The 23734-nt window shown below is 37.5% G+C and carries 13 protein-coding genes; 7 read left to right on the top strand and 6 right to left on the bottom strand.

The genetic code is table 11. The features are described from left to right. Positions 1 to 21 precede the first annotated feature (21 nt). Positions 22 to 747: a class I SAM-dependent DNA methyltransferase gene (locus ASG31_RS12705; RefSeq protein ID WP_056033123.1), complete on the bottom strand. Its 726-nt coding sequence runs from the start codon at positions 745 to 747 to the stop codon at positions 22 to 24. Between the two features lie 169 nt (positions 748 to 916). Between ASG31_RS12705 and ASG31_RS12700 the strand changes: the two genes are divergently transcribed. Both ASG31_RS12700 and ASG31_RS12690 read left to right on the top strand, forming a co-directional pair. Continuing rightward, complete coding sequence (locus tag ASG31_RS12700; RefSeq protein ID WP_056033120.1) at positions 917 to 2086, top strand: class I SAM-dependent RNA methyltransferase; 1170 nt, start codon at positions 917 to 919, stop codon at positions 2084 to 2086. A gap of 471 nt (positions 2087 to 2557) precedes the next feature. Next, positions 2558 to 3562, top strand: a complete 1005-nt coding sequence (locus tag ASG31_RS12690) for a glycosyltransferase (RefSeq protein WP_056033114.1) — start codon at positions 2558 to 2560, stop codon at positions 3560 to 3562. Here the strand turns inward: ASG31_RS12690 and ASG31_RS12685 are convergent. Next, positions 3559 to 4590 (bottom strand): bestrophin family protein, encoded by a 1032-nt coding sequence (locus tag ASG31_RS12685; RefSeq protein WP_056033111.1) that lies wholly within the window; start codon positions 4588 to 4590, stop codon positions 3559 to 3561. The genes ASG31_RS12690 and ASG31_RS12685 overlap by 4 nt on opposite strands. 93 nt (positions 4591 to 4683) lie before the next feature. Beyond that, positions 4684 to 6756: a thiamine pyrophosphate-dependent enzyme gene (locus tag ASG31_RS12680; RefSeq protein ID WP_056033108.1), complete on the bottom strand. Its 2073-nt coding sequence runs from the start codon at positions 6754 to 6756 to the stop codon at positions 4684 to 4686. 227 nt (positions 6757 to 6983) lie between these two features. Here ASG31_RS12680 and dnaE point away from each other — a divergent pair, with 227 nt between their 5' ends. The 3 genes from dnaE (at position 6984) to ASG31_RS12665 (ending at position 18342) form a co-directional block, all read left to right on the top strand. Then, on the top strand, positions 6984 to 11663 hold the full coding sequence (dnaE, locus tag ASG31_RS12675; protein ID WP_056033105.1) for a DNA polymerase III subunit alpha: 4680 nt from the start codon (positions 6984 to 6986) through the stop codon (positions 11661 to 11663). Positions 11664 to 11978: 315 nt separating this feature from the next. After that, the gene (locus tag ASG31_RS12670; protein ID WP_056033102.1) at positions 11979 to 15701 is read left to right on the top strand and encodes a fibronectin type III domain-containing protein; all 3723 of its coding nucleotides are present in this window, start codon (positions 11979 to 11981) and stop codon (positions 15699 to 15701) included. A 307-nt stretch (positions 15702 to 16008) separates the two neighbouring features. Next, positions 16009 to 18342 carry a GEVED domain-containing protein gene (locus ASG31_RS12665; RefSeq protein WP_056033099.1) on the top strand — a complete coding sequence of 778 codons (2334 nt, stop codon included), beginning with the start codon at positions 16009 to 16011 and terminating at the stop codon, positions 18340 to 18342. 374 nt (positions 18343 to 18716) lie between these two features. Here the strand turns inward: ASG31_RS12665 and ASG31_RS18585 are convergent, their stop codons facing one another. Together ASG31_RS18585 and ASG31_RS12655 are read right to left on the bottom strand one after the other, a co-directional pair. Beyond that, a complete protein-coding gene (locus ASG31_RS18585) occupies positions 18717 to 18875 on the bottom strand; it encodes a hypothetical protein (RefSeq protein WP_157844469.1) in 159 nt (52 codons plus the stop codon). Positions 18876 to 18918: 43 nt separating this feature from the next. Next, the gene (locus ASG31_RS12655; RefSeq protein ID WP_056033093.1) at positions 18919 to 19746 is read right to left on the bottom strand and encodes an ion transporter; all 828 of its coding nucleotides are present in this window, start codon (positions 19744 to 19746) and stop codon (positions 18919 to 18921) included. A 62-nt stretch (positions 19747 to 19808) separates the two neighbouring features. Here ASG31_RS12655 and ASG31_RS12650 point away from each other — a divergent pair, with 62 nt between their 5' ends. Beyond that, the gene (locus tag ASG31_RS12650) at positions 19809 to 20906 is read left to right on the top strand and encodes a Nif3-like dinuclear metal center hexameric protein (protein WP_056033090.1); all 1098 of its coding nucleotides are present in this window, start codon (positions 19809 to 19811) and stop codon (positions 20904 to 20906) included. A gap of 2 nt (positions 20907 to 20908) precedes the next feature. Continuing rightward, positions 20909 to 21685, top strand: coding sequence for a zinc ribbon domain-containing protein (locus ASG31_RS12645; RefSeq protein ID WP_056033087.1), 777 nt, complete (start codon positions 20909 to 20911; stop codon positions 21683 to 21685). A 211-nt stretch (positions 21686 to 21896) separates the two neighbouring features. Here the strand turns inward: ASG31_RS12645 and ASG31_RS12640 are convergent, their stop codons facing one another. Beyond that, positions 21897 to 23675, bottom strand: a complete 1779-nt coding sequence (locus tag ASG31_RS12640) for an AMP-dependent synthetase/ligase (RefSeq protein ID WP_056033084.1) — start codon at positions 23673 to 23675, stop codon at positions 21897 to 21899. Between the last annotated feature and the right edge of the window lie 59 nt (positions 23676 to 23734).

The raw sequence follows: 23734 nt of genomic DNA, 5'->3' as shown, positions 1-23734 counted from the left end.
CTTTCAATTCACATTTTATTTTTACTTCTTCCGGAATAGATTAATATATCTCGGCGAAATTTCTGCATCAAAATCATTCAACTGATAATCACCCCAGATTTTTTCACGTTGGAAACCGTTGTCTTCAGCATATTTCAGAATTGAATCCGGCGTATGGAGTTTTACTTTTTCAAAATAATTAAAATCTTTTCCGTCAGCCGTAAACTGAATGTTTTTCACAATATGTTGATCTTCAATTTTCTTCGAGATTTTAAATTCGATTTCACCACGCCTGATTACTGCATCCGATACCATCATTTTTCGCACAAAATTTTCATTCAAATAGTCTAAAACGAAAAAACCGTCACGCTTCAATGCATCAGAAACTGATTTGAAAACCTTACGGTCATCATCTTCAGAATCAAAATATCCAAAACTTGTAAAAAGATTAAAAACAGCATCTACAGGTGGATTTTTTACTGGATCACGCATATCGTGAACGGCAAAATGAAGATCTTCGTTTTCAAACTGTCTGTTGTGTTCTATGCTTTTCTTAGAAAGATCAAGACCTAAAACTTTATAGCCTAATTTATTCAAAAAAACAGAATGTCTGCCTTTTCCACACGCTAAGTCAATAATCTCTGATTTCTTTGGGAGCTGAAGCTCAGATGTAAGTTTCGTAATAAAATTTTCTGCTTCTGTATAATCCCTGTTATTGTAGAGAATATGATAATAAGGCGTATCAAACCAAGATTCAAACCATTCCATCCGGCAAAAATAAGGATTTTTGTTGGATGAGGGATGCATGGTATTGGATGTTTGTTTACTTTCCTTTCATTGGATTTGAGCTCTAAAATATTGTAAAGTTCTGAAATAAATACAGATTCTTCGTTCATTCAACATCCACCACCCAGCAAAAAATACCTATTTTTGCAAAATGAATACAGAGAATCTAAAAATACAGATCAAAACCTTTTTCGGATTGGAACAAGTTTTATTTGAAGAAATAAAAAAGCTTGGGGGTTCTAATGTTGAGCTTAAAAACCGTGCAGTAAACTGCGAAGGTGACCTTGGATTTTTATACAAAATAAATTATTCTGCCCGTACAGCACTCAAAATTCTGGTGCCGATATACGAGTTTAAAGCTTTCAATCAACACCAGTTTTACAATAAACTTGTACAGTTTCCGTGGGAAGATTTTATGGAAGTAGACCAGACTTTCGCCATAGATTCTACCGTAAATTCTGAGACTTTCAAGCATTCACAGTTCGTAACTTTAAAAATGAAAGATGCGATTGTAGATTATTTTCAGGAAAAAGTAAAGAGAAGACCCAATATTGAAACCAGAAACCCTGAAATTAAGTTTCACCTTCATATTGACAGAGAACTGGTTACTATTTCAATGGATTCTTCCGGTGATGCTTTATTCAAAAGAGGATACAGAAGAGAGCAGGGCGAAGCGCCGATCAATGAAGTCTTAGCCAGCGGAATGCTTCAACTTGCAGGCTGGGACGGGAAAGGGAATTTTCTTGATCCAATGTGTGGTTCGGGAACCCTTTTGATTGAAGCTGCAATGATTGCCTTAGATCTTCCCGCGCAGATTTTCAGAAAGAGATTTGCCTTCCAGAACTGGAATAATTATGATGCCGATCTGTTCTCAAAAATAAAGGAAGTGCGCATCAACCGTGTAAGAGAATTTCACGGTAAAATTGTAGGATACGACATCAGCGGCAAAATGCTGAATGCTGCAAGAACCAACATAGAAGCTGCCGAAATGGAAGATATCATTGATGTACGAAAACAGGATTTTTTCGAATCGCAAAAAGATCTTTTTCCGCTGTTAATGGTCTTTAACCCGCCGTATGATGAGAGAATTTCTATCAATGATGACGATTTTTACAAAAAAATTGGTGATACTTTTAAAAGTCATTATCCCAATACTTTAGCCTGGCTCATTTCATCGGATCTTGATGCTCCGAAAAAAATAGGCTTACGACCTTCAAGAAAAATTAAGCTTTTCAACGGTAAACTGGAGACGAGATTTTTGCAGTATGAAATGTATGAGGGGACGAAAAAAGTGCATAAATTAGAGAACAGAGAAGAATAGAAAGTATGCCTTTTGATTTTTTTGATGGTTTAGGTTTTCTTGCAGATTTACTGAGTGTAGATTTGTCTTTTAAATCGTCTTCGAATTCTGAAAAGAATAGTAAATATTTAATAAAATCAAAATATAGGACTGAATTATGTAGTGGAGGCTTTCTTGTGATTGCTTCCATTCTTTATTTTATTGTTTTTAAAAACCCTTTGCCCGAAGAAAATTATATACAGACTTAGATTATATGTATTCTCGCAGGATTAATCATTTCTTTCATCGTGTTTTTCTGTTTATCATCTCGGGCTTTTTTATTTTGAGAGTATTTTTAAACTGCTTTTATTTTGTTCTTCATTTATAATTCTAACGGTTTCAGCTGTAATTTTTATCTATTTTAAATTCATTATTTCTATCTGATAAATCATAAATTGTTTTAAAATACATTGTGTTTCCTTTTCAAATCTTTATTTTTGAAAAATTTTCAATTTGAAACCTACTATTTCCATCATTGTTGCCATTTTTAACCGAAAAGACGAACTTTTCGAACTGCTTAATTCTTTAAATGCACAGACAGATAAAGATTTTGAAGTCATCATTGTTGATGACGGCTCGATGGTAGATTTAAAACCTACTGTTCACCAGTTTGAGGATATTTTACCTATAAAATATTTTAAAAAAGCCAATTCGGGACCGGGTTTGTCGAGAAATTACGGTTCAAAAAGGGCGTCGAATGAATGGCTGGTTTTTGTAGACAGCGACGTGATTGTAGAGAAAGATTACATCACAAATATTAAAAAAAATATTCTTAAAATTCCCTGCGATGCTTTTGGTGGAGCAGATAAGGCCCATAAGGGTTTTAATCTGATGCAGAAAGCGATTTCCTACTCTATGACTTCTGTTTTTACCACGGGCGGAATAAGGGGTAGTAAAAAAGCGGTTTCAAAATTTCAGCCCAGAAGTTTCAATATGGGTGTGAAAAAGGAGGTTTTTGAAAATGTGGGCGGTTTTTCTGAAATGAGAATCGGTGAAGATCCGGATTTATCCATGACGCTGTGGGAAAATGGCTTCACGACAGCGTTTTTTGATGACATTGCGGTGTATCACAAACGAAGAGTTGATTTTGGTAAATTTTCAAAACAGGTGTACCAATTCGGTTGTGCAAGACCGATTCTGAATCAAAGACATCCAAAATATGTGAAAATTTCTTTTGCATTTCCAAGCCTTTTTCTTTTAGGGTACATTTTAGGAATTGTTGAATATGTATTTGTAAAACAGGGTTTTATATTAAGTCTTTATGGTTTTTACACCTTCATGGTTTTTATACACGCTTCAGTAGTGACTAAGAATATTTCAATCGCTGCAATGGCGGTGGTCTCTACTTACATACAAATGTTTTCTTACGGATACGGATTTTTAAAATCGTGGATTTTGCTTACTGTTTTAAAAAAGAAACCTGAGGAGGCTTTCCCAAAACATTTTCATAAAAATTAAACCAAAATTCCGTTTTTAGAAGTGATGGGATCCGGTAAATCTGTTTCGCCTGTCATTTGAAGGAGATCTATTTCAATTGTTCGGCAAATAGACAGCATCGGAATATCAAACATTAAACCTTCGAAAGGATTTTCTGAGTAGTCTCCAACGAGTTCCATAATGATATAGATCCAGCCAATCGTGATACAGAATGGGATGGAGGCCCATATTCCCCAGTCTCCCAATTTTGAAAACTCACTTACCAGTCCTAAAGGTAAAAGCATAATGAAAATAATATTGAAGATAAAAGCAGTGCTTGCAAACTGTCTCGGTAGAGGGAATTTTTTTATCCTTTCTGCCTGTCCCTGAAGGGTGTAAAATTCTGTTAGACAGTCTTGTAGCTGCATCTGGTTGAATTCTGAGATGGCGTGCATATTCTTCAGTTCGTTCACATCTTTTGCCTGCTGGGAGATAAGATATGTTGCAAAATTTTTGTAGTGAGACTGCAGTTGACACTCTTCCTCAGATAAATATTTGTTTAAGAAAATGGGCGTTCTGCCATAATCAGGAAATCCGGCTCTTATCAGTCTGTTGCGTTTAAGATCGGTGTTTTTAATTTTATCTTCTTCATCTTTAATATGTTCCCATTCTACAGGGATCAAGCTCTGCTCACGAAACTGGTACAGCCAGGCAATATGTCTGTATACAATTTTTTTTCTCCGCTCTTCAAGATCAAATTGTCCCACTTTTTCGTTCTGCGTATCAAATGCATAGACCATTGACGCAAACGATCGGCTGGAGTTTACAATCCCACCCCAGATTTTTCTCGCTTCCCAAAGTCTGTCATATGCCTGGTTATTTTTAAAACCAACCAGAAACGCTTCTGCAGTACCTATCAATGCTACCGGAACCCATGGGATAATCATCCAGTCCCAGTGATAGACGTGAAAGAGCACTGCAATTAAAGTACACCAACACGAGATGACAATCACATGAAAGCCGGATAAATTAAGAACTTTTTTATAGTTGACGTATTTTGTTGTAATCATTGCGGAGGTAAGATTTGTTGACCCAAGTTAGCAAAAAGCGTACAAAAAAACCTCTAAAAAATTTTAGAGGCTTGATTTTATCTTTCGTCTGAATTAATACTTCAGCATTTCTTCAATTTTTGCAGCTAATTTTTCAGCATTTGGAAGCATTTCTTTTTCCAAAACCAGGTTGATAGGAACTGCCGGAGTATCGAGCGATCCCATGGTTTCTACGGGAGCGTCAAGATATCTGAAGCAGTTTTTAGAAATTCTGTGAGCGAAAGCTTCAGCAAATGAATTATTCAACTGTTCTTCAGTTAAAACGATACATTTCCCGTGGGCTTTTACTCTTTCAAAAACCAGTTCTTCATCCAGAGGAATAATGGTTCTTAAATCAATAACTTCAACTCTGCCGTTAAAGTTTTTCACCGCCTCTTTTGCCCAGTATACGCCCATTCCATAAGTCACAACTACCAGAGTTCTTCCTTTTTCGGTTTCATTTTTATCTGCTTCGATGATTACTTTTCCTTTTCCGAAAGGTAAAATGTAATCTTCTGCCGGTTCGATTGTTTTTGCATCTTCAGTTCCCGGAACTTTGCTCCAGTACAGACCTTTGTGCTCCAGCATCACCACAGGATTCGGATCGTAGTAAGCAGCTTTCAGTAAACCTTTAAAATCTGCTGCATTGCTCGGATAAGCAATTTTAATTCCTTTGATATTCGCTAAAATACTTTCAACACTACCACTGTGGTATGGTCCGCCACCGCCGTAAGCACCGATGGGAACACGGATGATATTACTAACAGGAAATTTTCCCTGACTTAAATAACTGGATTTTGAAATCTCTGTAATCAACTGATTGATTCCGGGATAGATATAATCCGCAAACTGAACTTCTACAATCGGTTTTAAACCAACTGCACTCATTCCTGTTGTTGAACCAATGATATACGCTTCCTGAATGGCAGTATTAAAAACTCTTTTGCTTCCGAATTTCTTCCCCAAAGTCACTGTTTCACGGAAAACACCACCAATTCTTTCGCCAACGTCCTGGCCATACAGTAAAGCTTCCGGATGTTTCCACATAATTTCCTGAACAGCGTGAATAGCGGCATCCACCATTACGATTTTCTCGCCACCTTCAGGTTCACGGGTTCCCACTTCTTCCGTAATCGGAGTGGGTGCAAAAATATGCTGCATTACAGTTTCCGGCTTTGGATCTTCCGCTTTCTGAGCTCTTTCGAATGCCTCTTCGGCTTCAAGTCTTGCCTTTTTTGTAATTTGTTTTAATAATTCTTCATCTGCGCCAGAGTCAAGCAAATGATTTCTGAGAATGTTTCCCGGATCTTTTGCTCTGTGTTTGGTTAAATCTTCCTCGTCTCTGTAAAATTCTCTTCTCACCCCGGAAGTATGATGACCAATTAAAACTGTTTTGGCACAAACAACCAACGGTTTTCTTTCAGTTCGAACAAAATCCACGGCTTTTTTCATCGCTTCAAAACTTTCTACGAAATCGGTTCCGTCAACTCTCATTCTTCCTAAACCGTCAAAACCAGCAACAAAATCGTAGGCATCTACGGTTCTTGCTTCCTCTTTGGTTACAGAAATTCCCCACTCGTTATCCTGAACTAAGAAAATGATAGGAAGCTGGTGCAATGCAGAAAACTGAAGTGCTTCACTCACTTCGCCTTCCGTTACAGAATTGTCTCCAAGACTACAGATTACAACCGGATTGTTTTCAAACTGCTGTAAATTAAAATCTTCGATATATTTGATTCCCTGAGCAACACCAGCTGTAGGAATGGTCTGCATACCCGTCGCCGAACTCTGATGAATAATTTTTGGTTTGTCTTCGTCTCTGCTCGATGGGTGAGAATAATACGATCTTCCTCCGGAAAAAGGATCATCAGCTTTTGCCAAAAGCTGCAGCATCAACTGATAAGGCTCAAAACCAATTCCCAAAAGAATGCTTTCGTCTCTGTAATAAGGAGAAACCCAGTCTTCTTTCTTTAACTGATAAGCTGTTGCCAGCTGTATTGCTTCGTGACCTCGTGATGTGCTATGAACATATTTACAGACATTTCTGTTTTCTTCATAAATATCTGCCATTGCTTTGGCAAGCATCATGTGGTTGTAAGCTTTTAATAAAATGTCCTGAGAAACCTTTTCGTGAAGTGTATTTTCCATAGAAGACAAATATACATAAAATTAGAAATCCGAACAATTGTTAGCCTGGGAAGTTATGGTATTGATTTTTAAATTGATAAGGTTGAATTGATGATTTCTGCACAAATTTTAATCCTCCAAAATGTTGTTTGGTTTTGGTCTAAATTTAAGAGAAAACTGATTTCAAAACATAAAAAAATAGCCTAACTTTACATTCTTTTTTAATCTAAAAACTCGAAATAAGTTACATGTATTTAGTTTTTGACACAGAAACCACGGGTTTACCAAAGAATTTTAACGCACCGCTTTCAGACTCAGACAATTGGCCGAGAATGGTGCAGATTGCGTGGCAGCTGCACGATGATGACGGAACTTTACAGGAAAATCAGGATTATATTATTAAACCGGAAGGGTATGATATTCCCTTTAATGCAGCCAGAATTCACGGGATTACTACAAAGATTGCCAATGAAGAAGGTCGGGACCTGAAAGAAATTTTAAATGAATTTGCAAAAGTTTTAGAAAAAGTAAGAGTTGTTTCCGGGCACAATGTGGAGTTTGATTACAACATCGTTGGAGCAGAATTTTACAGAAAAAATATAGAGGATCATCTTCAGGCAAAACCAAAAGCAGACACGATGGTTTTGGGAACAGATTACTGTCAGCTTGCGGGTGGAAGAGGCGGAAAATACAAGTCTCCGAAACTTGAAGAGTTATACGAAAAACTTTACGGACATAAGTTTGATGAAGCACACAATGCAGCAGCCGACGTTAATGCAACCGCTCAGGTATTTTTTGAAATGATGCGTATCGGGATTATTCCTGCTGAAATTTTAAAAACTTCGGAAGATCAGCTGGCGTATTTCAAAACGCTTCATCCGGACCCGATAAAGCCTTTTAATATTGTTATCAGAAGGCAGGTTGCAGACTTCAATAACAAGAAAAAGCAGTCTGATGTAGGGAGTATTGATGATATTGATTTAGGAAAATATTTCAATTTCGATAACAAAAGTGTTTTCTCAACTTTAACGGCGACTTCCAGCATTAATGATTTAATTAAAAAAGCAACAGACGAAAATTTCCCAGCCGTTGGAATGGTAGATTTGGGAAATATGATGGGTGCTTTTAAATTTGTATCTGCCGTGGAAGGAGCAAACGGTGACCGGGCAAAAAAACATAAAGATTATCTTGCTAAAAAGCAGGAAGCAGAAGAAAACGGTACAGAATTTAACGAAGAAGAGCCAGTTTCTGAACCATTAATTCCTGTTGTAGGCTGTGAATTTTATATTTCAGACCGGTACGAACAGAAACAGTTTACAAAAGACGATCCCGACAGAAGAACTCAGGTTGTTCTGTTGGCGAAAGATTTTAACGGATATAAAAATTTAGCAAAACTTTCAAGCATTGGTTTCCTGAAAGGTTTCTATTTTGGAGTTCCCAGAATCAGCCGTGAGGTGATTGCTGAATATAAAGAAGGCTTAATTGCTTTAACTTCAGGAATTCACGGTGATATTCCCGATGCGATTTTGAATACCGGTGAGCAGAAAGGAGAGGAGCTTTTTAGATGGTGGAAAGAGACTTTTGAGGATGATTTTTATGTTCAGATTCAAAATCATAAACTGCCTGAAGAAGAGCATTTGAATGATGTTTTACTTCATTTTGCAGACAAATATAATGTGAAAATATTAGCGCAGAATCAGACATTTTATACAGGCAAAGATGATGCTAATATTCAGGATATTGTAAGCTGTATTAAAGACGGTGAAAAGCTGACAACGCCTGTAGGTAAAGGTTTTGGGAAGAGAAGAGGTTTGGCTACGGGAGAATATTACATCAAAAATGCTCATGAAATCAAGGAGGCTTTTCTGAATTATCCTGACGCCTTCGATGCGTACGAAGAATTTACGGCAAAATTTAAACCTTACACTCTGAAACGGGATGTTTTACTGCCAAAATTTGATATTCCCGCTGAATTTATTCATGCAGAAGATGAAATTGACGGCGGAAAGCGTGGTGAAATGGCATACTTAACTCATCTTACATACGAAGGAGCTAGAAAAAGATACGCTGATACCGGAATTACTCCCGAAATTAAAGAGCGTCTGGATTTTGAGCTGGAAGTTGTTGCAAATACAGGTTATCCCGGTTACTTTCTCATCGTGCAGGATTTCTGCAACGAAGCCCGGAAAATGGGCGTTTGGGTTGGCCCCGGTCGTGGTTCTGCAGCGGGTTCTGCAGTTGCGTACTGTACTGGAATTACCAATGTGGATCCTATAAAGTACGATCTGTTGTTTGAGAGATTCCTTAATCCTGAAAGGGTTTCTATGCCCGATATTGATATCGATTTTGACGATGAAGGCCGTGATAAAATTATAAAATGGGTTGTTGAAAAATACGGTAAAAATCAGGTTGCCCAGATTATCACGTACTCTGTTTTGGGTGGGAAGTCGGCGATTAAAGATGCCGGAAGGGTTTTAGATTTACCCATTCCTGATACGATTAACATTACAAAATTAATTCCTCCGAGTCCGGGGATGAATATTGCAAAAGCTCTGTCAAAATATGATAAGCTTAAGCCTGAAGAGCAGCAGCTTGTTGATGAAATGAAATATGTTCTGAACACGCCCGATGATGCCCGTCATGATGTTCTTTCGAGTGCGAAGAAAATGGAAGGATGTATCAGAAACACCGGAATTCACGCCTGTGGAGTGATAATTACACCTGAAGATGTGAGTAATATTATTCCGGTGACGATTGCTGCAAAAGATGCGGATATTCTGGTTTCTCAATTTGATAACTCCGTGGCGGAAAGTGCTGGACTCCTGAAGATGGACTTTTTGGGTCTCCGAACTTTAACGATCATTAAAGATGCTTTGAAAATAGTTAAAGCAAGACACGGTATTGATATTGACCCTGATACGATCCCTCTGGATGATGCAAAAACTTATCAGTTATTTAAAGAAGGCAGAACGGTAGGGATTTTTCAATATGAAAGTCCGGGAATGCAGAAATACATGCGTGAGCTGAAGCCAACGGTTTTTGCCGATTTAATTGCGATGAACGCGCTGTACAGACCGGGCCCGATAAAATATATCCCAAGTTTTATCAACAGAAAACACGGTATAGAAGAAGTAGTTTACGATCTCGAGGAAACAAAGGAATATCTTGAGGAAACCTACGGAATCACGGTTTACCAAGAGCAGGTAATGCTTCTGTCTCAAAAATTAGCCAATTTTACAAAAGGTGAAGCCGATACTTTGAGAAAAGCGATGGGTAAAAAGCAGATTGAAGTTCTGAATAAAATGTACCCTAAATTCATTGAAGGCGGAAGAAAAAATAACCTTAATGAGGAAAGATTAGAAAAAATCTGGAACGACTGGAAAGCCTTTGCGGAGTATGCATTTAATAAATCTCACTCTACATGTTATGCTTTAATTGCGTATCAGACTGCTTATCTAAAAGCAAATTATCCCGCAGAATATATGGCGAGTGTAATGAGTAACAACATTAACAATACCGAATCGATTACCATGTTTATGGAAGACTGTAAAAGTATGGGCGTTGATGTTTTGGGACCTGATGTGAACGAATCTCAATATAAATTTTCGGTAAACGAAAGAGGGCAGATCCGTTTTGGTTTGGGTGCAATCAAAGGAATTGGGGAAGGTCCGAGTGAAGGAATTACAAAAGAAAGAGCCAACGGAAGATTTAAAAATATCTATGATTTCTTTGAAAGGATTCTACCATCTCAAATGAACAAGAGGGTAGCGGAAAGTCTGGTTGTTGCAGGAGCTTTTGACGAACTGGATTCTTATCACAGAGGTCAGTATTTTGATATCGATATGGCAGGGCGGACTAATTTGGAGCGTTTAATCCGTTACGGACAGAGCTTTCAGGAAAGTAAAAACGAGATGGAAAATTCTCTTTTTGCAGATTTTGCAGAGGAAGTTCAGATTGAGCAGCCGAAACTGGCACCTTGCCCGGAGTGGCCAAACATGCATAAGCTAAATAAAGAAAAAGAGACCATCGGCTTCTATCTTTCTGCACACCCGCTTGATGAGTTTAAATTTCAGTATCAGTTTATGCAGGGAAGTCTCTCTAAAAAAGCGGTTCTTGAAAAAGATGAAGAAGCAAAAGTGGTTACAGATTTAGTCCCGATTTTAGAAAAAGATTCTGTGGATGAGGTCGCAGATCTTATTGAGATTGTTTCTGATGATATCGTAGCTGGTGAAGAAGAGGAAATTATTGAAGAAGTCATTAAAAAAGCAGAACCGAAAGGAGTTTTTGGGTTTTTAAATTTGGATGAAGTCGATGCTTATAAAGAAATAGCTTTTGCCAACAAACAGGAAGAACTCTTTGAAGAAAAGAAAAAAGACTGGAAAACTTTACAGAAAGAACGTGAAAATGGTGGTGGCGGAAAGGAGTACACCGTTGCTGGTTTAATTACAGAATATGTAGTGAAAGACGGTTTCAGAAGTGGTGAAAAGGTGGCTTTTTTAACTTTGGAAGATTATTCAGGCTCTTATTCTTTCAGATTGGGTGACCGTGATTATATGAAATTAAAAGAGAGGCTTGAAGTTCAGCGTTTTGTTATTCTAAAAATAAAATTTGCTCAGGTGAAAGACGGGCGTGTTTTCGTCAATGTTGTAGATGTAATCGAACTTCAGGAGGCTTTCGAAAAATTTGCTAAAAGCATCTCGCTGGTGATGGATGTGATGGATTTCCGTCCGGAAGATTTAAGTTTTTTCAGGAATATTCTCGAAAGAAATCCGGGAAACCAAAAGCTTAAGTTTTTCATTAAAGATATGGATGATGATTTGAATGTTCAGCATATAGAAGTTCAGTCTGCCAAACATCAGGTTAATTTAAACGGAGATTTAATAAAAAATATCCAGTTGATGAATAAATACGAGTTTTATCTCAATTAATCAGGAGTAATTTTTGATAAAAAATGGCTTTTTTGGCCACTTTTTTTGTTTTTAAAGGTCTATAATTTGGTCTTTCTACGATTATAAGTTTTGAATACGTATTGTGTATAAATGATTTTATTTTGTCGAATATCGTTTTTGATGGGTGTATTGACGTGATTTACAGGAAATGAGTTTAATAATTAAATTAAATGATTGTTTGGAAATTTAGAATCAAATTGTGGATATTATATTAAATCAATTAAAATTTAATTATTTTAAGAATAATTAAGAAAAAAAATATACATTTACGGCTTGTTTTTAAATTAGTTAAGTATGAAAAAATTATTACTAGCTTCGATGCTGGCCTTAAGTGCAGGAATTTTTGCGCAGGTTGGGCCGCCGCAGTCAACAAGTCCTAATACCAATAATGGCTACGGATTTTTACAGTCAATCGCAACTTATGTACCACTCACTTCTGGCAAAACGGTTTGGCAATCTGGTGCGGCACTTGGAACAAATGGTGTTTCAGGTGCAATAAATTTACCATCTCCTTTTACGTATAATGGTAAATCATACAGTGTACTCTACATCAGTAATAACGGGTTTATTACTTTTGGGAGTGCTCCTACAGCAAGTACTTACGCTGGTTTGTCTTCCAACTCTGCAGTACCAAATCTTGCTGAAGGTGCCATTGCAGGCTTTGCAAATAACTTGGTTAATGCAAATACTACAACGTCAGAGATTGCCTATGAAACTGTAGGTGGTCGTTTTATAATCCAATTTACCGATCTCAAAAATACCAGTGGCTCAGCATCGCAGTTGTTGAATTTTCAGATCCAATTAGATACTGCGAATGGTACCGTTAATATAGTTTATGGAAATTGTGTTTCCGGTACGGCGACGACTACTGCAGAGGTTGGTCTACGTGGAACAGATGGTCGAGGTGATGTGAACAATAGGTTGGGTACAGACTGGTCAGCCACAACAGCTGGTACTGCCAATGGTTCAACTTGTACCTTAGGTACTACCAATGGTACAACTGTTCCTGCAAATGGTCTTACCTTTACTTACACGCCAGGAACATGGCTTGGTGCACCTACCGCATACGCAACATTGCCTTTCACTGAAGATTTTTCAACTTGGGTAAATGGTAACTCCACAGGAGATCTTCCCAATACAACCTACTGGAGATCCTGGCCTTCAAGAGGAAATGGTAGCTGGAGACAAAGCGATCTTTCAACTGCTAATTTAGGGTATACAGGGACTTCCGGATGGTATGAAAATACTGAAGGCACCACCACTGTTATTGCTGCGCCTGCAATTGCACCAACAGCAAGATTTCACTCATATTATGCCAATGCAGGCATGGTGGGCAATATGGATCTTTACGTCAATCTATCGTCAGGAGGAGCGGGTGTAAGGGTGCTTTCTTTTGACTACAGAAATGTATCGGGAACTGATAAATTAGATGTTTTATACTCTACTGATGGCGGAATAACATTTTCTGCTGTTGGATCATTAACAACAAATTCTGCATGGACAAAACCATCTTATGTCATAAACTCTAATGCAACAAATGCAATAATTAGATTATCTGCTACAGCAGATTACGGTTCGGATGATATTTTTGTTGATAATCTAAATATTAATGTTACGACAACGCCGCCAGCATGTACTACAATCACTGCGCCGCTCAATAATGCAACTGGAGTGTCTATTACACCTGCAATTACCTGGGCTGCATCTGTAGGAGCTTCTTCTTATAAAATAAACATTGGAACAACTCCAGGAGGTACGGATGTGCTTAATGGCTTTGATGCAGGTAACGTAGTGAGTTATACAATACCAGCTGCAACTCCGCTAATGTATGGTAAATTGTATTATCTTACAGTTTACCCAACAAATGCGAATGGTACTGCTAATGGATGTACAGAATTTTTATTTACGACTAAAAACATAAATTGTCCGTCAGTAACCGCACCTACATCAGCAGCAACAGGGGTTTCTACTACACCAACCTTTACATGGGGAGCTGTAACAGATGCTACCGGGTATAAGATTTCCATAGGTACAACAACTGGCAGCACAAATATTCTGAATGCTTTCGATTTGGGAAATGTAACTACATATACATTACCTACAGCGTTGACAATTGGAACTAAGTATTTTTACACTATTACTGCATACAATTCTTATAACTCTTCATTAAGCTGTACCGAGAGAAACTTTACCACGGCAGGTTGCCCTACGGTGAGTGCACCTGCATCAGCAGCAACTGGAGTTTCAATTACCCCTGCGTTTACATGGGCCGCGGTATCAGGTGTTATAGGGTATAAACTTACTATTGGAACAACAACAGGTGGTTCTAATATTCTGAATGCTTTTGATGTGGGTAATGTCACTACATATACGCTCCCGTCAGCATTAGCGCTTGGAACTAAGTATTTTTATACTGTAAACGGATATGATGCAACTGTCACCACTGCAGCTTGTACAGAAAGAAATTTTACAACAGTTACTTCTTGTCCTACTGTAAGTGTACCGGCATCTTCTGCAACGGGAGTTTCTGTCACACCAACTTTTACATGGGCTTCGAATGCAAACGCGACCGGATATAAACTTACGATAGGTACGACAACCGGAGGAACTGATGTTTTAAATGCATTTGATCTTGGTAATGTGACTACGTATACGCTTCCGTTTTCTCTTAACAACGGTGTGAAATACTTTTATACCATCAGCGGATATAACGCAACGAGTACATCTTTAGGTTGTTCAGAAAGAAACTTTACTACTGTGGTTACTTGTTTTGTACCAACGGCTCCGGCGATTACCGCCTCGGGTATTACATCATCAGGTGCAACTGCAACATGGACTGCGCCTACAACAGCTCCATCGAATGGATATGAAGTTTATTACAGTACATCAAGTACTGCACCGATATTTAGTACGGCTTTGAATGCTTCAAACTCAGTTACTTCAGTGGCTACAACGGCTTCAATCAGTGGTCTCCAACCCTCTACCAGTTATTATGTATGGGTGCGTTCGGTTTGTAATGGAGTAGATAGAAGCTCATGGACGTCGGTGGTATCCTTTAGTACTTTATGTCAACCACCAGCTATACTTACAACGACAGGGGCTACAGTGTGTCCAAATACAGCAGCGGTTCTTTCTGCAACAGCAGATACCGGTGCAACAATCAATTGGTATGATCTCTCTACTGGAGGTACTCCAATAGCAACAGGAACATCATTTACCACTCCAGCGTTGTCTTCCACTACAAACTATTGGGCGTCTGCGTCTACAGGGAATTCTGTTAATGTGGGACCAGTTTCGCCTGCGGCACAAGGTGGGACGCAAGGTTCTTGGACAATTGGTTGGAATGTTAATTTTACCACATTAATTTCTACAAGATTGATGTCTGTTACGATTTATCCCATAACTTCTGGTCAAAATGGAGAGTTTAAAATTTACACAGGATCTTCTACATCTGGTACTTTATTAGCTACAATTCCTTACACTACATCTGTAAGTGGTGGAGCTACACCGCAAGTTCTTAATATAAATGTAAGTTTACCCGTTGGGAATTATAATATATATTCGTCTGTTCTACCTTCATCTGGTTTAACAAGAAATACATCAGGTGCAGCATATCCTTACACTTCTGCACATGCAAATATCACAGGAAATGGGTTTGATTCCGCTTACTACATGGGGGTATATAATTTTGTATTTGGAAACAAGTGCGAATCTAACGTGCAGCAAGTAACTGCAACGGTTGATTCTACAGGATGTCCAAACTTATCTACAAATGAGGTTGCCTCAAGTAGTGATACTATCAAAGTTTATCCAAACCCTTTCACAGATGTTTTAACTATCTCTGATATCAAAAATGTAAAATCTATTATGATTTCAGATATCTCTGGTAAAGTGGTAAGAACGGTTTCAAAACCAGAATCTACTCTTCATTTGAGTGATCTGAATGCTGGAATGTATTTGGTTATCTTAAATATGAATGATGGTACAAGACAAACCATCAAAGCAATTAAAAAATAATTTTTAATAGCATAAATTATGTATTAGGCCACCTCTGCAGAGAGGTGGCTTTTTCTTTGCCCACTCTGTCACTAATGATTGGTGAGCTTGTGAGATTGGATGCGATTTATAGAAGTCGTAGTATTCAATTAAAAGAATTTTGATATTGCGGATATTTCATTTTGATAAGATTTTATATTGTTTATACATATCATTTATATGTTAAATTGTTATTAATATTTATTACAAATTGGTATTAATATTTTAAATATTTTATTAAATTATAATAAATTATATCTAATTTTGTATGCATTAAATAAAAGTATATATGAAAAATTTTTTACTCACTTGCCTCTTATTGACAGGTTTTAGTGCTTTTTCTCAAACATACTGCACACCCGCGTTTGCTTCAGGTTGTACGTATGGTGATAGTATTGATAATTTTGATATTCCCAATGCAGGTTTCTCGCATCAAGGTACAGGATGCTCATCAAATGCATACGGAGATTTTACATCACAAACCATCAACCTGAGTGCAGGAGTAACTTATTCTTACGCTGTAACTCACGGATATTCGAATCAAAATGTAAGGATCTGGGTAGATTTTAATAATGACGGAACTTTTACAGACGCAGCTCCGGAACTTTTATCTGCTGCGAGCAGTTTGACAGTGGGAGGAGGTAATGAAACGAATGGAACAATTCAGGTGCCTGCCTCTACAGCGGTAGGAAACTACAGGATGAGGGTGGGCAACAGGTATTCCAGCCAGCCAATACCCTGCAATACGGATGGATATGGCGAAGCTCATGACTATACTCTGCATGTGAATGCAGCTCCGAGCTGTCTGGCTCCCAACAATCCATCGGTAGGAACTATTACCGCTAATTCTGCATTAGTTTCTTGGACAGCATCTCCAAGTACAGTAGGTGTAGCTTACGAATATTACATTTCAACATCTTCTACAGCACCTACTGCTGCAACAGTGCCTACGGGAAGCGTTGCCGGTACAGCAAATTCAGCATCTGTGCCTTCTCTTACACCAGCTACAGTGTATTATGTTTGGGTGAGATCAAAATGTACTGCTACAGATGTAAGCCTCTGGTCTGTAATGGCAAGTTTTCAAACCCTTTGTGTTGCATTCCCAATTCCGTATACAGAAAATTTTGACAGCACACCAGTAGGATCTTATTCTTATGCTAATGCACCACAGTGCTGGAGTTATGTAGAAACAGCAGGAAGTAATGGTTATGGCTACGTTAATGATTACAACTATCAGTCTGCACCACACTCATACTACCTGTACAACAGTGATGATATGACAGGTGATATCATGTTGGTTTCCCCTCAAACAACAGGCTTGTCTGACGGAACAAGAAGAGTTAAATTTTACGCAGCAGGAGGATCTGCGGGTTACACGTTAGATATTGGAACCGTTACAGGTAATATGTCTGGTGCTACTTTCACTCTAATAACAACTATAGTTTTAACTGCCAATCAGGAACTATACACCGTAAATATTCCTGTAGGCTCAAATACATTTTTAGCATTTAAGCACGGATTAGCTGATACTTACACATCTGTGTACTTAGATGATATCTCTGTTGAAAATATTCCTTCTTGTCTGGAGCCGTCATTACCTGTAGTTACAGCGTTCTCTACAAATACAGGAACTTTATCATGGACAGCGCCTGCTACAGCGCCAGCCAGTGGTTATCAGGTGTATTACAGTACTTCTTCTACTGCACCTACATCCTCAACCGTTTTAAATGCTTCAAATTCTGCAATTTTCTCTACGACTACAGGACAAATTACAGGATTGTCTCCCGCTACAACGTATTACGCATGGGTAAGAGCGGTTTGTACAACAACAGACAGCAGCCCATGGACAGTCTCTGCGAGTTTTACTACTTCTTGCTTACCGACCTCCGTGCCGTATACATTAGATTTTGAAAACGCAAATGTACCTTCACTTCCTTCATGTGGATATGCGTCCAATTCAGGAACTGGAAATGTTTGGGTAACTGCTTCCAATCCTTTTGATGCTACAGGTTACACCGGGAATGTATTAAAGTATTCTTACAATTCCAGCAGTCCGGCAAATACATGGTTCTTTACTCAAGGGCTTAATTTAGTTGCAGGTGTACCTTATACTATAACCTTTAAATACGGTAACAATTCTACCACATATATCGAAAAACTAAAAGTTTCTTATGGAACTTCCCCATCACAGGCAGCAATGACCAATTTGCTTTTTGACGATCCAAATGTGGCGAATGCAACTCTTAATAACGCATCAGTAAACTTTACTCCAACTGTGAGTGGCAGCTATTATTTTGGGTTTAATGCCTATTCAGCTGCGGATCAATATTACCTGTATGTAGACGATATTAATATCTCAAATGCAATATTGGCTACATCAGAAACAAGTGTTAATAAAAATAATGTTCAGGTGTATCCTAATCCTTTTACCGACATGTTAACCATTTCTGATATTAAAAATGTAAAATCTATAATAATTACAGATATGTCTGGAAAAATTGTGAAAACATTGCCAAAAGCAGAATCCACTCTCTATCTAAGTGAATTAAATGCAGGAATGTATTTGGTGACACTTCAAATGAATGACGGTTCTAAGCAGACAGTTAAGACAATTAAAAGATAACATTTAGTAGATTTACTTTAAATACCAAGGCCGGCAAGATAATTTGTCGGCCTTTTTTATAACAGAATTTACGGTCATTAATTTTCAGATTCTGAAATAACTGCAGTTGGTGAAATTTTACTAAATATACCTCACCTGAAAGTAAAAATCCATTATTAAGACTTAAAAGTACCTTCACAATGAACTCCCATTCATCGTGAGTCTGTAAAAGGAAGGATCTGGGAAATTGATTTTGATGAAATTTAAACAGACTCAAAGATTTCATTAAAGATGAGCTGTGAAGAAAAAAAATAATTATGTTTAAAAAAAAATCATAAAAAAAAAGGTGACCTTTGAGGATCACCTATTTTTATGTATCTCTATTAATTTTGATGCTATTCAGGTTTTACTGGTTGTAGTTCCCCAGTGTTCATCCCGTCAAAAATGGTTGGGAAAAACATCACGAAGATGAAGTAAAGAATAATCATTAAAGCAACAAGTCCTACAAGGCTTATTACCAGTGCATTGGGTTTGTTTTTTTGTTTTGGTTCCATGATCTTGTGAATTAATTATTGATAGTTTATTTAATAATTAATTCTATGCTAATTTCTTGCCACACTGTTTGCAGTATCGGGCGTCATCGTCAATATCCTCATTTCCGCACCGGTCACAGATGAGTTCGAGGTTTTGTCTTTTGTTTCGCATCTCGGCAGTTACAATTCCTGTTGGTACTGCAATGATAGAATAACCTGCAAGCATCAGGATTACAGCGAAGAATTTTCCCATCGGCGTAATTGGGGAAACATCGCCATAACCAACCGTAGTAACGGTAACAACCGCCCAGTAAATGGCCTGAGGGATGGTTTCAAAACCAGGTCTTCCACCTTCCACCATAAACATCATTGATCCAACAATTACCGAAAATATAATCAGAAACAAAAGGAAAATATAAATCTTTCTTGAGCTGTTTCTTAAAGCCCTCACAATCACAGTACCGTCATTCATAAAATCCAGAAGATTAAAAACTCTGAAAACACGCAGCATTCTCAGCATTCTGAAAATCAGAAAATATTTTGTCACGGGGAAGAAAAAGCTTAGAAAGAATGGTACTAATGAAAGAAAATCAATGATCCCGAAGAAACTGAAGATGTAGCACTTTTTATTTTTTATCACTGCAATGCGAAGAATATATTCAATTGTAAAAAAAATTGAAATGATCCATTCAGCAATAATAAATGTAGTGTGAAACTTTTTATCAAGTTTTGGAACACTTTCCATCATGATAATAAAAGTACTCCCCAGAATAAGAGCAAGAAGAATGATGTCAAAAAGTTTTCCGAGCCTCGTATCTGCACGGTTAATGATGCGAAACAGAAATCTCTTCCAAAGTGAATCTCCGGGAACGAGATTGTGCTCTTTTTCCATTGTCATGTTTTTTACAAAGTTATAAATATTCGTTATTTTCGTAGTCAAACTTACAGAATAAAATGACAATACAAGATGTAATCTCGAAAATTGAAAAAAGAATACAGATTTCTCAGGCTGAAGATTTTGACAACGTTGGCCTGCTGTGCGGTCTTCCTGAACGCAATGTGAGCGGAATCCTCGTCTGCCACGATGCTTTGGAGAATGTGGTGGAGGAAGCTCTGGCAAAAAACTGTAATTTGATCATTTGCTTTCATCCCATTATATTTTCAGGTTTAAAATCGCTGACAGGTAAAAATTATGTGGAAAGAGCGGTTTTGAAGGCCATCGAAAATAAAATTGCCATCTACGCAATTCATACAGCGTGGGATAACGATTTTTTCGGAGTCAATGCCGGAATCTGTAAACATTTAGGTTTAAAAAATCTAAAAATTCTTCAGCCTAAAAAAAATAATTTAAAGCAGCTGAATGTCTACATTCCAAAAGATCACTCTGAAAATCTGAAAGAAGCTTTGTTTGCCGCTCAGGCCGGAAGTATCGGTTTTTATGACGAGTGCAGTTTTACAACTGAAGGTTTTGGAACTTTCAGACCGATTGAAGGGTCAACACCATTTTCAGGACAACAAAATATCCGTGAAAATGCAGATGAGGTTATGATTTCCGTGATTTTTGAGAGTTTTAAACAAAACAAAATCGTTTCAGCGATGAAAAATGCTCATCCTTACGAAGAAGTTGCGCATCAGATTATCAGTTTAGATAATGAAAACCATTATTCAGGATTGGGAATGTACGGTGAATTTGAAACGGAAATGGTTGAATCGGAATTTTTGAAATTCGTGAAGGATAAATTTAATTTAGAAATTATTAAACATTCTGATTTTATCGGTAAAAAAATTAAAAGAGTAGGGGTTTTGGGCGGTTCCGGAGCCAGCGGAATAAAATCTGCTTTGTCTCAAAAATGCGACGCTTACCTTACCGGAGATTTAAAATACCACGATTATTTTTCCGCAGAATCAAAGATCCTGCTTTGTGACATCGGGCATTATGAGTCTGAGCAATTTGTGAGTGAACAATTATTTGAAATTTTATCGCAAAATTTTAGTACATTTGCAGTCTTGAAATCTAGCGAAAAAACAAACCCCGTAAATTATTTCATTTAGATATGGCAAAAACAGTAGAAATTTCAGTTGAAGAAAAATTGAGAGCTTTATACGATCTACAGATCATTGATTCCAGATTGGATGAAATCCGAAATACAAGAGGAGAATTGCCAATCGAAGTGGAAGATCTTGATATCGAAATCGAAGGCCTTGAGAAGAGAGCTGATAAATTTCATGCAGAAATTAAAGAGCAAAACGATCAGATCAATACCAAAAATGAGGTGATCAACCACGCAAAATCTTTAATTGAAAAATACAAATCTCAGCAGGATAATGTAAGAAATAACAAAGAATTTGAAGCTTTAGGAAAAGAAATCGAATATCAGGAACTTGAAATTCAGCTTTCTGAGAAAAGAATTAAAGAATATGGTGCTAAAATAGGCCATAAAAACGAAACTTTAGACGAGCTGAATGCTAAAATCGAAGATCTTAAAAATCACCTGAAATTTAAGAAAGAAGAGCTTGAAGATTTGGTGGCAGAAACGCAGAAAGAAGAAGATTATCTGATTGAGCAATCTAAGGAGTATGCTTCTAAAATCGACGACAGATTGCTGGCTTCTTACAACAGAATCAGAAACAATTCTGCAAACGGTCTTGCTGTAGTAGGCTTGGAAAGAGGTGCTCCCAAAGGATCGTTCTTTACCATTCCGCCTCAAAAGCAGATGGAAATCGCTCAGAGAAAGAAAATCATCATCGATGAGCACTCAGGTAAAATTCTTGTTGACGATGAGTTGGTAAACGAAGAAACTGAAAGAATGAAATCTGTGATTAAGTTTTAATTCAGATTTTTTATAAAATAGATAACGGCTTCAAATTTTTGGAGTCGTTTTTTTAGTTGATTTATGTAGGTGTTAAAAAAATCTCTGTCAAATAAAATGTTGGCGAAAAATCTTCGGTTTTTTGACGGGGTAGTTACACGGTTACTTATACAACTACTTTTATAATATCAGCTTCAACTCATAATAAAACCGCTTTTCAGCGGCTCATAATCTAGTTTTGATGATCATACATCTTATTGTACAAATCTATAAATTTCTCTTTAATCGCCTTTCTTTTCAGCTTTAAAGTAGGTGTTAAAAGTCCGGCTTCAATGCTCCAGATTTCGGGTGTCAGTTCAATTTTTTTAATCTGTTCCCAGCTTCCCAGATGCTCATTGATATCATCCATTTCTTTTTTAATTCTCTCTTTAAGCTCTTTGCTGGCCGCAATTTCTTTTGGCGTGCTTCCAATGTTCAGATTGTTTCTTCCCGCCCAGTTTTTAGCAAATTCAAAATCTGGCTGTACCAAAGCGGTAGGCATTTTTTCACCATCACCCACTACCATAATCTGTTCGATGAATTTTGAAGCTTTGGCTAAATTTTCAATCGTTTGAGGTGCGATATATTTTCCTCCTGAAGTTTTAAACATTTCCTTTTTACGGTCTGTAATCTGCAGGTAGCCTTCACTGTCAATGTGGCCTATGTCTCCGGTTTTGAAATAGCCATCATCTGTAAAAGTCTCTTTCGTCTGCTGTTCATTATTAAAATATCCTTTAAAAACCGATGGACCTTTTACCGTAATCTCGCCGTCTTCCTGAATTTTAACTTTTAAATTATCCAGAGGATGTCCCACAGTTCCCACTTTCATCCTGCCGAAAGAATTTACCGAAATTACAGGCGAAGTTTCCGTTAAACCATACCCTTCAAGAATAGGAATTCCCGCATTCTGAAACATTAAATTTAAGCGGGAAGACAGAGCTGCAGAACCGGAAACCAAAGTGATAATTTCACCGCCCAAACCTTCTCTCCATTTTTTGAAAACCAGTTTATCAGCAATAATTTCTTTTAAACCAGATGGCTTTGAAACTGTTTTCTTTTTCTGAATAAGTTCCAGCGCCCAAAAAAATATTTTCTGCTTAAAACCACCCGCAGACGATCCCGTAGCATAAATTTTATCATAAACTTTCTCTACCAGACGCGGTACAACGCTCATGTAATGAGGCTTCACTTCTTTCACGTTTTCGCCCATTTTTTCAATGCTTTCAGCGAAATGAATTGAAAAACCATTGTACTGGAAAAGATAAAACAGCATTCTTTCAAAAATATGACAGATTGGAAGGAAGCTTAAAACCCTCGTATCTTTATAATCCAAACTTTTCTTTCTTGGAATTCTGGGGAGCGAACCCAAAACATTGGATACAATATTTTCGTGTGACAGAATAACTCCCTTTGGTTTTCCCGTGGTTCCGGAGGTGTAGATAATGGTGGCTACATCCTCAGAATTAATAGCTTTTGCAAGATCTTCCACTTCCATTTGTGTAGAATCGTCTTCACCCAAATCCATAATTTCTTTCCAGTTGGCAGCGCCGGAAATCTCGTCGAAGGTAAAAACTCCCTGTAAGCTTGGGATATTGTGCTTCACTTTCATCACCTTATCAAGCAGCGCTTTATCAGAAAGAAAACAGTATTTTATCTCTGCATTGGTAAAGATAAATTCATAATCCTCCGGAGAAATGCTTGGATAAACAGGAACGGAAATTACCCCGATTTGTGAAAGCCCAAGATCCATTATTGCCCATTCTGTGCGTGAATTGGTGGTGATCAAAGCGATTTTGTCACCAGGTTTTATGCCGAGTTTCAGAAGTCCACGTGAGATTTTGTTGGCCTGATTAATAAATTCCTGCGTGGATGTTTTTTTCCATTCACCGTTATATTTTGTAACAAACATATCTGCTTTAGGGAAATTCTCCAAAGCATGCTGCGGGATGTCAAATAATCTTTTAATGGTCATAATCCGTTGGTTTATTTATTAAAATTAAATATAGGAATTTTTTTTTACTGGCAAACGTT

The organism is Chryseobacterium sp. Leaf404 (assembly GCF_001424145.1).
In the GTDB taxonomy this organism is placed as follows: Bacteria; Bacteroidota; Bacteroidia; order Flavobacteriales; family Weeksellaceae; genus Chryseobacterium.
This window is presented reverse-complemented; position numbering and strand designations above follow the sequence as displayed.